We start from the raw sequence: 13948 nt of genomic DNA on the forward strand, positions 1-13948 counted from the left end.
ATTCCATAAGTTTTTATGGGCTTTCAACGTTGCTGGTGATACAGAGTAATGCTGCCGAGGTCAATCTTTCATTCTATCACTCCCACCGAGCCCTTGATGCCGTCATTCACACCAATTTTTATTCCCGGTCTTCTTTGTACCGAATTGCTTTTTGCCAAACAGCGCGCCAGCCTGCCAAATCAGGGTTATATCGCTGATACAACGCGTCATGACTCAATTCATGACATGGCGCAGGCAGCACTTGATCTTTGTGAAGGCCCCTTGGTGCCGATTGGCCTGTCAATGGGTGGTTATGTGGCTTTGGAAATGGCGCGGCTGGCACCGCAACGGATGGCAGCGATGGCATTGCTTAGCACCAATTGCCGCGATGATAGCGCCGAAAGCCAACGCCAACGCCAGCAGGCAATCGCTCTTGCCAAACAAAAAGGCTTTCAAGGCGTCACACGCCGTTTGATGCCGCGCCTATTATCTGAGGCGGCACTGCAAGATGAGGCGGTTGTTGCCGATGTTCTGGCCATGGCAGCCGAAATTGGGCGCATTGGCTTTGTCCAACAGCAAACGGCAATTATGGGGCGGCGCGCCCAGCGTGACACGCTGGCCAGCTTTGTCGCGCCGATTCTTGTTTTATGTGGCAATATGGATGTTTTGACGCCGCCAAATCTGTCGGTTGAAATGGCCGGTCTTGCGCCGCAGGCCGAATTATGCCTGCTAAATGGTATTGGACATCTGTCATCAATCGAGGCGCCCGAGGCCGTCACCAACGCGATTGAGTCATTATTCGAGCGCGCTGCCGATTAGCGGCTAGGCTGTTTTCTGCTTGCGAACCGAAATATACAGCGCATAGACCGCGACAAAGCCATAAAACGCGATTGCGGGCAGTGGGATAACCGCAGCCTGTTCAGCAAGGATCTTAATCAGTGACAAGGTAATGGCGGCAAATCCGATGCCACAGCCGAATAACACGCGTTTTGTTGTTCGATATCCATCGTTGCGAACCAGAAAAATGACCAGACCCGCCAGAAAAGACATTGCCGCAAGGCCGCGCCGCATGATTATACCAACATGAACCGCTTCATCGCTGGCACCTGGGAAAATCTGGATCGTCAGCGGTGTTGCAAAGCCGTAAAACAGCAGCCCTTGCAAAACCAGCCCGCTACCGATCAGTCGAAGTGCTAGTTGTGGACGCATGAAAACCTCAAAATCTGGGGAACGCTATACATCAAGATTAGCCAGCGCATCTTCGGCATGATCGCGAATATAACCAAATCGCAATTCGGCCTTTTTGCCCATCAATGTATTGACCAGCTGGTCAGTGTGACGCCGCAAATCGGCGCCAACCGAGTCGCGAAGCGGCAATGAAACCTGCAACAAGCGGCGGCTTGCCGGATTCATCGTTGTCTCTTTCAATTGTGATGGTGGCATTTCACCAAGCCCCTTAAAGCGGCTGATTTCAACCTTACCGCGCCCATCAAAGATGTTTTTCATGCTGGCTTCGCGCTGTTCTTCATCAAGCGCATAGACTGTTTTGCCGCCTTGCGTCAGCCGGTACAGCGGCGGCTGCGCCAGATAAAGCCGTCCAGCCTCAACAAGCTGGGGCATTTCGCGGTAAAAATAGGTCATTAGCAATGCCGCGATATGCGCACCATCAACATCGGCATCGGTCATGATGATAATCCGGCCATAGCGAAGGTCATCAAGCCGGAAATCCTTTCCCGGTTTGACGCCCAATGCCAAAGACAGGTCCGATAATTCTTGATTGGCGCTTAATTTTTCGGTCGATGCGCTTGCGACATTCAAGATTTTACCGCGAAGGGGTAACACCGCTTGAATTTTCCGATCGCGTGCCTGTTTTGCCGATCCGCCAGCCGAATCACCCTCGACCAAGAATAATTCGGTTGCTTCATGATCGCTTGACGAACAATCAGCCAGTTTACCCGGAAGGCGCAAACGTCTTGTCGCCGATTTCCGCGCAACTTCTTTTTCCTTTTTGCGGCGTTTGCGGTCATCCGCGCGCTCAATCGCGGCATCCAGCAAAAATGTTGCTCGTCCGGCATCGGCTGATAGCCATTGATCAAACCGGTCACGAACGGCCTGTTCGGTTTGGCGAGTTGCATCGGTTGAGACAAGCCGGTCTTTGGTCTGCCCCTGAAATTGCGGATCGCGCAAAAACACTGACAGCATGATGCCGCCGCCAGCAAGCGCATCATCAGCGGTGATGTCGGCGGCTTTTTTATTGCCAACCAAATCGCCAAAGCTGCGAAGGCCGCGAACGATGGCCTGGCGAAAGCCGGTTTCGTGTGTTCCACCTGATGGTGTTGGCACCGTGTTGCAATAGCTGTGGAAAAAGCCATCTTCACCCGGACCAAGCCAAGTGATGGCCCATTCAAATTTCTGCCCGTCAAGCTCTACCGCTTCGGCAAAAGGGGTGGAAATCATCAATGCTTTGTCAGTGGTCGCATCGGTAAGATAATCGGCAAGGCCGCCCGGGTAATGCAGGCTGGCCTCGGCCGGAATGGGATCATCATTGCCAAGCAATGCCGGATCGCACCGCCAACGAATTTCAACACCGGCAAATAGATAGGCCTTGGATCGTGCCATCCGGTACAGGGTGGCAGGGCGGAATTTTGCGCCAGCACCAAAAATCTCAGTATCGGGCGTAAAGCTAACCGATGTGCCGCGGCGATTAGGGGCAGCGCCAACTTCAACCAGCGGGCCAAGCGGCTTGCCGCGCGAAAATCGCTGTTGAAACAGAATTTTGTCACGCGCGATCTCAACCATTAAATCGCTTGATAACGCATTCACGACTGACGCGCCAACACCATGCAGACCGCCTGAGGTTGCATAGGCCTTGCCCGAAAATTTACCGCCAGCATGAAGCGTTGTCATAATGACTTCAACGGCGGATTGATCGGGAAATTTTGGATGTTTGCCCGTTGGCATGCCGCGTCCGTTATCTCGAATGGTTAATCGGTCGGCAGATTCGAGATGAATATCAATCCGGTTGGCATGGCCAGCAACAGCTTCATCCATCGAATTGTCGAGAATTTCAGCAGCCAGATGATGCAAGGCGCGGTCGTCAGTGCCGCCAATATACATTCCCGGACGATGGCGAACAGGCTCTAGCCCTTCCAATACCTCGATATTGGATGCATCATAATCATCGGTTTTTGCGGCATTGCCAAAAAGATCAGCCATCAATCACTCATCGGGTTTAAAGGCGGTCGCCAGCAGAATGCGGCGTTGCGCCACTATATCGGCCTTGGATAGCGTCTGTCTACCGTATCTAGCAACGATCTGTTGCTCAAACGCCAATATATTGTGATTGACTGGCAAAATACCCAAGAATGCCCCAAAAACAGCTGATACCAGAAACAGCTGATACCAGAAACAGCTGATACCAGAAACAGCTGATACCAGAAACAGCTGATACCAGAAACAGCCGATACCAGAAACAGCAGATTTGAGACGGAAAAGAAAAAGGCGGGAACCAGCCCCGCCTTTTCAGATTATCTTTTGCGATCGCTTAATATGAATAATACATATCAAATTCGACAGGTGCAGGTGTGTGCTCCAGACGGATCACATCTTGCATTTTTAGCTCGATAAAGGCGTCGATCTGATCGTCGGTGAACACATTGCCCTGAGTCAGATAGGCGCGGTCTTCATTCAATGCCTCAAGTGCCTCGCGAAGTGATCCACAAACGGTCGGGATTTGTGACAGTTCTTCAGGTGGCAGATCATAAAGATCCTTATCCATCGCATCACCGGGGTGAATCTTGTTGCGAATACCGTCAACACCGGCCATCAGCATTGCCGAGAATGACAGATATGGGTTTGCTGTTGCATCTGGAAAACGCACTTCAACACGCTTGCCAGCCGGTGAATTCACATGCGGAATACGGCATGATGCTGACCGGTTGCGTGATGAGTAAGCCAACAGAACAGGGGCTTCATAACCCGGGATCAACCGCTTGTAGCTGTTGGTAGATGGGTTGGTGAAAGCGTTCAGTGACTTGGCGTGTTTAATGATGCCGCCAATGTAGTAAAGCGCAGTTTCAGACAGATCGGCATATTGGTTGCCAGCGAAGAGCGGCTTGCCATCTGACCAAAGCGACTGGTGAACATGCATGCCTGATCCGTTATCACCAGAAATTGGCTTCGGCATGAAAGTCGCGGTTACGCCATAAGCATGGGCAACCTGATGAACGCAATATTTATAAAGCTGCATGTTGTCAGCAGTTTCCAGCAAGGTGCCAAATTTGATGCCAAGCTCATGCTGCGATGGGGCAACTTCATGGTGATGCTTTTCAACAGCAACGCCCATATCGGCCATAACCGATACCATTTCAGACCGGATGTCCTGCCCCGAATCGACTGGTGGCACCGGGAAATAGCCGCCTTTGACACCCGGACGGTGGCCAAGGTTGCCTTCGCCATATTTGCGGGCGCTGTTGTAGGGACCTTCGACACTATCGACCGAGTATAGGCCACGGTTCATTGATACGTCGATTTTGACATCTTCAAAAATGAAGAATTCGGCTTCAGGACCGAAAAAGGCTGTATCAGCAATGCCCAAAGTTTCGATATGCGCAAGAGCTGCCTTGGCTGTGCCGCGCGGGTCGCGATCGTAAGCTTCGCCGCTTGATGGCTCAAGAACGTCGCAGAACAATGCCAATGTTGGCTGGGCAAAGAACGGGTCGATGTAAGCACGATACAGATCAGGCATCAATGTCATGTCTGAGTCATTGATGGCTTTCCAACCAGCAATTGACGAGCCGTCAAACATAAAGCCTTCGTTCAGCGCATCTTCATCAATCGTGTCGATATGCTGGGTTACATGCTGCATTTTACCAAGCGTATCGGTGAAACGCAGATCGACGTAAGTGATGTCGTGTTCTTTGATCATTTCCATGATTTTTTTTGCGTCAGACATTTTAGGGATCCTTCCGTTATCGGTCATTTAAAACTTAATCGTTAAACTCTGTTTAGTCTGGGTTCGGCACGGTCGAGACCAGTGCTTAAACCGCGTCACTGCCGCGTTCGCCCGTGCGGATGCGGATCGCTTCGTCAATTGTCGAGATAAAAATCTTTCCATCACCAATGCGGCCTGTTTGCGCCGCGTTTTGAATGGCGTCAACCACCCGGTCGGTCATGGCATCGTCAATTACGACCTCAATTTTAACCTTTGGCAGGAAATCGACGACATATTCAGCACCGCGATAAAGCTCGGTATGGCCTTTCTGGCGGCCGAAACCCTTGGCTTCGAGTACGGTGATTCCTTAAATCCCTACATCATGCAAAGCTTCTTTCACTTCATCCAATTTGAAGGGTTTAATAATGGCTTCAATTTTTTTCATAAGCTGTCACTTTTCTGTTAGGGCCTGAGACTACATTTCAAAAAGAGCGACCGTCTTTAGACGAGGCAACGCCAACCAGCCGCCGCATGGCCGCGAATCTTAACCTTCTTCTGTCCAATCGACAGGGTTAAGGCAAGACCGGCCAGATGTGGGTGACGGGCTTCGATGCCTATTTTGGCAAATCTGCCCTTACGATAAGCATATTGCCTAAATTTTAGGCATAGTTGCGATCGGGGAAAGACAAAGATATGGTGACTAAGACACGCGTAGGAAAAGAAAAGGGCAAGACTCTGAAGGGTTGTTCTCGTCTAAATTGCCGCGTTACAACGCGGATCATTTGCCGGTTATTCTTGAATATGAGGACATAATGACAACACATGCCATCAGCCGGTTTCCGGTTCCGGATTTTGCGGCTTTGCCAGCCGATCTGCAAAAGCTATTTCACGATGTCTCGAAAAAGGCGGGCTTTGTGCCAAATGTGTTTTGGGCATTGGCGCATCGACCCGATGAATTGCGTGCCTTTTGGGCCTATCATGAAGCATTGATGCTACGCGATTCCGGCCTTAGCAAAGGTGAGCGCGAAATGATCGTTGTTGCCACCTCGGCAGAAAACAACTGTCTTTACTGCGTTGTGGCGCATGGTGCCATTCTGCGGATCTATGAAAAATCGGCAACCATCGCTGATGCCATCGCGACCAATTATAAGAAAGCCGATATTACGGACCGGCAAAAGGCGATGCTGGATTTTGCCATCAAAACCTGTAATCGGTCCCAAGACATAGGTGACGATGATTTCGCCATGCTTCACCAGCATGGTTTCAGCGATGATGACATCTGGGATATTGCCGCCATTACCGGCCTATTTGCGCTGTCGAACCGGATGGCGAGCCTGACTTCGATGCGCCCAAATGCTGAATTTTACACTCTTGGCCGCGATTTTCCGGTTGCCGGATCATGATCAAGGCGCATGCAGATCAGCGGATCAACCAATTGAACCAAGCCGGCGGGTTCAATCATTGTAATGGAATCATGATTCTTGACTGGCAGGACGGTTTGGCATTGCTTCAGGTTGATTTGACGCATGATCATCTTAACCCGCTTGGGCTTGTCCATGGCGGGCTTTATGCCAGCATGCTGGATGTGGCATTGGCAATGTCCGGCAGTTACCGGCCTGCACCTGACGGGCTGTATCCCGGGCTGACCTTGTCTTTGACGACGCAATATATCGCGCCACTGCAGCTAGAAGATGGTTTTGCCCTTGCCAAGGCGCGGCGAACAGGCGGCGGTAAGTCAGTGTTTTTTGCCGAGGGCGAGGTTCTGGCTCCCGATGGCCGGGTGATCGCGTCGGCAAGCGGTGTCTTTAAACCCGGACGGCCGCTGAAAGGCTAGGTTGTCACGGTGCGATCAAGCCGCATTCGCAAAAGCGGCACCGGCCTTTCATTTGCATGGGAAAAAGACCTGTAAAAGCCCCTTGCATGCTGGCAAGGCTTGGATTATGTTCGCGTCCAGTTTCGGCCTGGGTATTCTTTGATTTACGGAGAAGGCTGGGTGCGTTGCTGATGGCGGGTGTAGCTCAGTTGGTTAGAGCGCCAGTTTGTGGCACTGGAGGTCGCCGGTTCAAAACCGGTCACTCGCCCCATTTCTCCTGACAATTGATGGGGAAACCGGCGTCTGTGGCCGCGCTGTCAAAGCGGATGAAAGACGTTGGCAAAAGAAGCAGATGACGATGTGCGGGCGTGGCGGAATTGGTAGACGCGCTGGTTTTAGGTACCAGTGGCGAAAGTCGTGGGGGTTCGAGTCCCTCCGCCCGCACCATCTGATTGCAAGGATTTTTGCCGCATCTGCGGTTCAGGTTTAAGGTGACAGGGTGAATGCCGATCGGGCGGTGCCGTCTGTCCCAGCGTTTAGGTTAGGCCGGTACGGGCAACAAATAGTTTTGCCTAGATCGTTTAAGATCAAGCCGGTCTGGGAAAACCCGATATGGCTGTGCCGTCATATCACAAATCGGCCGGATGACCGGTCATGGCAAGATAAAGGATAAATGGTTCGATGAATGTGTCTGAGACCAAATCAGAAGGCTTGTTGCGTGAATATCAAATCGTAATCACCGCAGCCGAGATTGACGCCGAAGTTTCCAAAAAGCTGGAAGAAATTGCGACAACAGTCAAAATGCCGGGTTTCCGCCCGGGTAAAGTGCCAATGTCGGTTGTGAAATCACGCTTTAGCGATCAGGTTCGCGGCGATGCGATCAAGGCAGCACTTGATGAAGGCGCTCGTCAGGCGATCGAAGGTAATGATCTTCGTCTTGCAAGCCAGCCACAGGTCGATATCAAATCTTATGAAGATGGCAAAGACCTCGAAGCATCGCTTGCATGTGAAGTCATGCCAGCAATTACGATCCCTGATCTTGGCAAAGTTAGTGTTGATCGTCCGAAAATTGACAGCGATCCAAAAGAAGTTGAAGAGACGTTGGGGCGCATTGCCGATGAAAACCGCCCAACAGCCCCAATTGCTAAGGCACGCGCTGCCAAATCAGGCGATGTTGCGATGATCGATTTCATTGGTCGTATCGATGGCGAGGATTTTGACGGCGGTACGGCCGAAGGCCATTCGCTTGAACTTGGTTCAAACAGCTTTATCCCGGGTTTTGAAGACGGAATTGTTGGTGCAAAGCCAGGGACAACAATCGATGTGCCAGTAACCTTCCCAGAAGATTATCAAGCTGCCCATCTGGCTGGTAAATTGGCTGTTTTCGAAGTGAAACTAAACGAGCTTCATGAAAAGGCCGATGCCAGCATTGATGATGAATTGGCAACACGCCTTGGATTTGAAAATCTTGATGGTCTGAAAGGCGCAATCGCCGAGCAGATCAATGGCCAGCATCAAACAGCCTTGCGTCAAATGACCAAGAAAAATGTTCTTGATGCGCTTGCTGAAGGCGATGCCTTTGACGTGCCGCCATCATTGTTCAAGCAGGAATATGAGTCAGTGGCACGGGCGATGAATCCGAAAGCGGCTGAGCAGGATCACGACCATGACCATGACCATGGTCATGACCATGACCATGATCATGGCCATGACCATCCCGCTGTCGATGAGGGCATGGATGATGATGCCAAAGCTGAAGCTGAAGCAGTTGCCACACGCCGCGTTCGGCTTGGGCTGCTGATCACCGAAATTGGCCGTGAAAACAATATTGAAGTGACCGAAGAAGATACCCGCCGTGCGGTATTTGAAGAAGCACGCCGTTATCCGGGTCAAGAACAGATGGTGCTGGAATATTTCCAGAAAAACCCACAAGCGACGCAGCAAATTGCTGGCCCGATCTTTGAAGATAAGGTCATTGATTTCATTCTTGAAATGGCCAAGGTAACTGATGTCACAATCGACACAGATACTCTGTACGCCGCACCCGAAGAGGCAGCACCAGCCAAGAAAGCCGCGGCGAAAAAGCCAGTTGCCAAGAAAGCTGCGGCGAAAAAGCCAGCTGCTAAGAAAGCCGCTGCGAAAAAGCCAGCCGCCAAGAAATAAGCCGTCAAGAAATAAACAGTCAAACTGGCTGTCTAACAGGTGAAATGGGCAGGCTTTATATCCAGCCTGCCTGCTACCGAAACCAGAAGGGCTGCCGGATTTGGCGGCCCTTTTTGTTGGCCGTATAATGCTGGCCATATTTTTGTGGCAGAGTTTTCTTGAAGGCGGTGTTGATCGGGCGGGTGGGCTTATGTGGCTTGGCTAGGCTCCGTTTCCTTCGATGGGTCGGTGTTCGTGCTGGTTTTTTGGAAAATCCGGGAAAACCGGCAAGGTTTCTTGATCTTTTGCTTGAACCGTTTTTGCCGATGCCCATATAGTAACAAAGCGGATCGCCGGTCATGGTATGAGTCTGATTGCAGGCTTAACGCTGCTGTTTTGGTGGATGCGTGATTTAGAATGAAACGGGCTGCACATTGCGGTCTTGCGATATGTCCCAGGAGACAGTGAATGAGCCAAAATACCGGAAATTTTCCTTTTAGCGTGCAAGACCGGATTCAAGATCCAATTCAGGCAAATCTGGTGCCGATGGTGGTCGAGCAAACCAATCGCGGCGAACGCGCCTATGATATTTTTTCGCGGCTGCTGAAAGAACGGATTATTTTCCTGAATGGGCCGATTGATGACGGTGTTGCGTCACTTGTTTGTTCGCAATTGCTGTTTTTAGAGTCCGAAAACCCGACCAAAGACATCTCAATGTATATCAATTCACCCGGCGGAATTGTGACGTCTGGTTTGGCGATTTATGACACGATGGAATATATCCGCCCCGATGTTTCGACCGTTTGTATGGGGCAAGCCGCCTCAATGGGCTCGCTTTTGCTGACTGCAGGCGCCGCTGGCAAGCGTTTCAGCCTGCCAAATGCCCGCATCATGACACATCAGCCATCTGGCGGGTTTCAAGGCCAAGCAACCGATATCGAAATTCATGCCAAGGAAATTCTCGATTTACGCCAGCGTTTGAACGGCATTTACGAAAAACATTCCGGCAAAACAATCAAACAAATCGAAAAAATCATGGATCGTGATACCTTCATGACAGCCGAAGATGCAAAAGATTTTGGCCTGATTGACGAGGTGGTTGAAAAGCGCCCGGTCCCAAAGACTGAAGGCTAAAGCCACGCTTTTGACAGATACCTGATCTGTCGATTTTGACTTTGGCACAGATTTTGTTTGTAAGTAACTATGGACGCGCTCTAAACTGGGGCTGCAATATACCGACCGGACGGCATCAAAGCCGCCCATATGATCAAGCGCAGGAGCCGTAAAATGGCAAAAAAAGATGATGCTGATAAGGGAACTTTGTTCTGCTCTTTTTGTGGAAAGAGCCAGCATGAGGTGCGCAAGCTCATTGCAGGGCCAACTGTCTTTATCTGCGATGAATGTGTTGAACTTTGCATGGATATCATCCGTGAAGAGCATAAAACCCAGCTATCAAAAAGCCATGACGGTGTGCCAACACCGGCCGATATCAAGCAGGTGCTTGATGAATATGTAATCGGTCAGGCACGGGCCAAACGCGTTTTGGCGGTCGCTGTTCATAATCATTACAAGCGTCTGGCAAATGCTAGCCGTACGGGTGATGTGGAAATTTCCAAATCGAACATCCTTCTTGTTGGTCCTACCGGTTGTGGCAAAACATTGCTGGCGCAAACGTTGGCGCGGATGCTTGATGTACCGTTCACCATGGCCGATGCCACCACATTGACCGAGGCTGGCTATGTTGGTGAAGATGTCGAAAACATTATCCTGAAATTGCTGCAGGCCGCCGATTACAATGTTGAGCGTGCGCAACGCGGCATTGTCTATATTGACGAGGTCGATAAAATTTCCCGCAAATCTGATAATCCGTCAATCACGCGCGATGTATCGGGCGAGGGCGTGCAGCAGGCTTTGTTAAAGATCATGGAAGGCACCGTTGCATCCGTGCCACCGCAAGGGGGGCGCAAGCATCCCCAGCAAGAATTTTTGCAGGTTGATACCACCAATATTCTGTTCATCTGTGGAGGAGCCTTTGCCGGTCTCGACAAGTTGATCGCTGGTCGCCATACGGGTGCTGGTATTGGTTTTGGTGCTGATGTTCGCGATCCAGATGACCGCAAAATTGGTGAGCTCCTTGCCGAACTTGAGCCGGAAGATTTGATCAAATTTGGTCTGATCCCTGAATTTGTTGGCCGTTTGCCAGTTGTGGCGACGCTTGAAGACCTTGATGAAGACGCGCTGATTCAGATTTTGACCGAGCCGAAAAATGCGCTTTTGAAGCAATATCAAAAGCTGTTTGAAATGGATGACGTCAATCTTGAATTCCGTGATGACGCGTTGAAAGCCGTTGCCAAAAAGGCGATTGAGCGGAAAACAGGCGCGCGGGGGCTTCGGTCAATCATGGAAAATATTTTGATGGAGCCAATGTTTGATATTCCAACGACGGGTGATATCGAAGAGGTTGTGATCAATGCTGACGTCGTTGATAATGGCGCCGCACCACTGGTTGTTCATGCCAAACGGCCACAAGGGGCAGAACAGGGCGCATAATTGCCCTGTTGGTTTGTGCATTTGGGCGGTTGAAAGCTGACCGTACAAGCCCCATATCAATAGTAGGCGTCGGATTGCGCCGTTATTCCTTTTTGTCTAGTTAAGGGTTGTTTTCAATGGCTGTTTCGTCTGTACCTGCGCTTCCTGTTCTTCCGCTTCGCGATATTGTGGTGTTTCCGCATATGATCGTGCCGCTTTTTGTCGGCCGCGAAAAATCGATCAAGGCGCTTGAGGCTGTTATGGCTGAAGACAAGCAAATCATCCTTGCAACCCAAACTGAAGCTGGCATTGAAGATCCTGATGGTGATGGTCTTTACACCACGGGTACTGTTGGCTCGATTTTGCAGCTATTGAAACTGCCTGATGGTGCGGTAAAGGTGCTTGTTGAAGGCGGCGAGCGTTTGCGTTTGCGTCTTGATACATTGACCGATGACAAAGGCTATTTGTTTGTCGAGGCCGAGCCGGCGGAACAAACGGGTGATCGTGGCGCCGATACAGCTGCGCTGAGCCGCGCAACGGTTCAGCAGTTTGAACAATATATCAAGCTGAATAAAAAGATCGCGTCAGAAGTGTTAAGTGCGGTTGAGCAGGTCGATGAGGCAGATAAAATTGCCGATATGATTGCCTCGCATCTGGCCGTGAAAATCGCCGAAAAGCAGGGTTTGCTCGAAACGCTTGATGTGCATGAACGCCTTGAAAAGATTTTGGGCGTGATGGAAGGCGAAATTGGCGCGCTTCAGGTCGAAAAAAGAGTGCGTAACCGCGTAAAGCGGCAGATGGAAAAGACCCAGCGCGAATATTATTTAAACGAGCAGATGAAGGCCATCCAGAAAGAGCTTGGTGAGGGCGAGGATGGCATGAATGAGCTTGATGAGATCGAAGCTCAGCTGAATGACATGAAACTGCCAAAGCCAGTTCGCGAAAAAGCCACAGCCGAATTGAAAAAACTGCGCAATATGGGGCCGATGAGCGCCGAAGCAACGGTTGTTCGGAACTATCTTGAGTGGATTCTTGCGCTGCCGTGGAAAAAAGCCAGCCGCCTGAAAAAAGATATTGTTGCGGCGCGCGCGGTTCTTGATGCCGATCACTATGGACTTGATAAAGTCAAAGACCGCATCGTTGAGTTTCTGGCTGTTCAGCAGCGAACCAAAGCCATGCGCGGCCCTATTCTTTGCCTTGTTGGCCCGCCAGGTGTTGGTAAAACATCGCTTGGCAAGTCAATTGCCAAAGCAACCGGCCGTCAATATGTGCGTATGGCACTTGGCGGCGTTCGTGATGAAGCCGAAATTCGTGGCCATCGCCGCACCTACATCGGGTCAATGCCCGGCAAAGTGCTGCAAGGTATGAAAAAAGCTGGAATGAACAATCCGCTATTCCTTCTTGATGAGGTTGACAAGCTTGGTGCTGATTGGCGCGGTGACCCGACATCGGCGCTTCTTGAAGTGCTTGATCCAGCGCAAAATAACGCGTTTCAGGACCATTACATGGAAGTCGATTTCGACCTGTCGAATGTAATGTTTGTCACAACGGCCAATACATTGAATATGCCGCAGCCTCTGATGGATCGGATGGAAATTATCCGTCTGTCTGGCTATACGGAAGATGAAAAGCTGGAAATCGCCAAACGCCATCTGATGAAAAAGCAGCTTGATGATCATGGTTTGAAAGACGGCGAATTAACCATCACTGATGATGCGGTTCGTTCGATAATCCAGCTCTATACGCGTGAGGCGGGGGTTCGTAATCTTGAGCGCGAAATTGCCAAGATTGCCCGCAAAACCGTAACAGCGATCGTATCTGGCAAAGAGTCAACAATTACAGTCACACCTGATAATATCGAAGATTATCTGGGCGTCATCCGATTCCGCTTTGGCGAAATGGAAGATAATGACCAGATCGGTGTCAGCACTGGGCTTGCATGGACCGAAGTTGGCGGTGAATTGCTGAATATCGAAGCGGTAAAAGTACCTGGAAAAGGCAAGGTTAGCGCGACTGGCAAGCTTGGCGATGTGATGAAAGAATCAATTCAGGCTGCTGAATTCTTTATCAAATCGCGCGCACAAATCTATGGCATTGATCTGGCCGATCTTGCCAAACATGATGTTCATGTCCACGTCCCTGAGGGCGCAACACCAAAAGACGGCCCATCGGCGGGTGTGGCAATGGCAACATCAATCATTTCAGCCATTACCGGCATCGCCATTCGTCGTGATGTGGCAATGACTGGCGAAATTACGCTTCGTGGCCGTGTTTTGCCGATTGGTGGGTTAAAAGAAAAGCTGCTTGCAGCGCAACGCGGCGGGTTAAAAACCGTTCTGATCCCAAAAGAAAACGAAAAAGACCTTGCTGATGTTCCGGACAATGTCAAAGGCGCGCTTGAAATTGTGCCCGTGGGCATGGTTGATGAGGCGTTGTCGGCGGCATTGGTGCGTGAGCCGGTTCCTGCCGCGCTTGAAACAATAGGCGATGATGGTGCCGCGGTTCCGGTTGGTGAAAAAACCGAAAATAACAGTGATATTGTCGCGCATTAA

11 protein-coding genes, 2 tRNA genes and 1 pseudogene are annotated in these 13948 nt (G+C 50.7%); 9 read left to right on the forward strand and 5 right to left on the reverse strand.

Translation table 11 applies throughout. The features are described from left to right. The first annotated feature begins 96 nt into the window (after window positions 1–96). Window positions 97–798 carry an alpha/beta fold hydrolase gene (locus ABXT40_RS04425; RefSeq protein ID WP_443646625.1) on the forward strand — a complete coding sequence of 234 codons (702 nt, stop codon included), beginning with the start codon at window positions 97–99 and terminating at the stop codon, window positions 796–798. 3 nt (window positions 799–801) lie between these two features. Here ABXT40_RS04425 and ABXT40_RS04430 read toward each other — a convergent pair whose 3' ends face one another. The 4 genes and pseudogenes from ABXT40_RS04430 to ABXT40_RS04445 form a co-directional block, all read right to left on the reverse strand. Next, window positions 802–1188 carry a hypothetical protein gene (locus ABXT40_RS04430; protein ID WP_443646626.1) on the reverse strand — a complete coding sequence of 129 codons (387 nt, stop codon included), beginning with the start codon at window positions 1186–1188 and terminating at the stop codon, window positions 802–804. Window positions 1189–1212: 24 nt separating this feature from the next. Further along, a complete protein-coding gene (parE, locus tag ABXT40_RS04435; RefSeq protein WP_443646627.1) occupies window positions 1213–3195 on the reverse strand; it encodes a DNA topoisomerase IV subunit B in 1983 nt (660 codons plus the stop codon). A 328-nt stretch (window positions 3196–3523) separates the two neighbouring features. Then, window positions 3524–4933, reverse strand: coding sequence for a type I glutamate--ammonia ligase (glnA, locus tag ABXT40_RS04440; RefSeq protein ID WP_443646628.1), 1410 nt, complete (start codon window positions 4931–4933; stop codon window positions 3524–3526). Between the two features lie 85 nt (window positions 4934–5018). Continuing rightward, window positions 5019–5357 (reverse strand): annotated as a pseudogene (locus ABXT40_RS04445) (P-II family nitrogen regulator). 367 nt (window positions 5358–5724) lie between these two features. Between ABXT40_RS04445 and ABXT40_RS04450 the strand changes: the two are divergent. The 5 genes from ABXT40_RS04450 (at window position 5725) to tig (ending at window position 8888) form a co-directional block, all read left to right on the forward strand. After that, complete coding sequence (locus ABXT40_RS04450) at window positions 5725–6315, forward strand: peroxidase-related enzyme (RefSeq protein ID WP_443646629.1); 591 nt, start codon at window positions 5725–5727, stop codon at window positions 6313–6315. Next, window positions 6312–6746, forward strand: a complete 435-nt coding sequence (locus ABXT40_RS04455; RefSeq protein ID WP_443646630.1) for a PaaI family thioesterase — start codon at window positions 6312–6314, stop codon at window positions 6744–6746. The genes ABXT40_RS04450 and ABXT40_RS04455 overlap by 4 nt, the downstream gene beginning before the upstream one ends. A 173-nt stretch (window positions 6747–6919) precedes the next feature. Beyond that, window positions 6920–6996 (forward strand) — tRNA-His (locus tag ABXT40_RS04460). 91 nt (window positions 6997–7087) lie between these two features. Beyond that, window positions 7088–7172, forward strand: a tRNA-Leu gene (locus tag ABXT40_RS04465). A 234-nt stretch (window positions 7173–7406) separates the two neighbouring features. Further along, window positions 7407–8888 (forward strand): trigger factor, encoded by a 1482-nt coding sequence (gene tig / locus ABXT40_RS04470; RefSeq protein ID WP_443646631.1) that lies wholly within the window; start codon window positions 7407–7409, stop codon window positions 8886–8888. Window positions 8889–8961: 73 nt separating this feature from the next. Here tig and ABXT40_RS04475 read toward each other — a convergent pair whose 3' ends face one another. Beyond that, entirely contained in the window at window positions 8962–9228 is a 267-nt protein-coding gene (locus ABXT40_RS04475) for a hypothetical protein (protein ID WP_443646632.1), read from the reverse strand. A gap of 152 nt (window positions 9229–9380) precedes the next feature. On the opposite strand from ABXT40_RS04475, the gene clpP reads away from it, so the two are divergent. The 3 genes from clpP (at window position 9381) to lon (ending at window position 13948) form a co-directional block, all read left to right on the forward strand. Then, complete coding sequence (gene clpP / locus ABXT40_RS04480; protein WP_443646960.1) at window positions 9381–10001, forward strand: ATP-dependent Clp endopeptidase proteolytic subunit ClpP; 621 nt, start codon at window positions 9381–9383, stop codon at window positions 9999–10001. Between the two features lie 153 nt (window positions 10002–10154). Beyond that, entirely contained in the window at window positions 10155–11417 is a 1263-nt protein-coding gene (clpX, locus tag ABXT40_RS04485; protein ID WP_443646633.1) for an ATP-dependent Clp protease ATP-binding subunit ClpX, read from the forward strand. 116 nt (window positions 11418–11533) lie between these two features. After that, window positions 11534–13948, forward strand: coding sequence for an endopeptidase La (gene lon, locus ABXT40_RS04490; protein ID WP_443646634.1), 2415 nt, complete (start codon window positions 11534–11536; stop codon window positions 13946–13948).

Origin of the sequence: Candidatus Ponderosibacter sp. Uisw_141_02 (assembly GCF_048087665.1) — a bacterium.
GTDB lineage: Bacteria > Pseudomonadota > Alphaproteobacteria > Puniceispirillales > Puniceispirillaceae > UBA3439.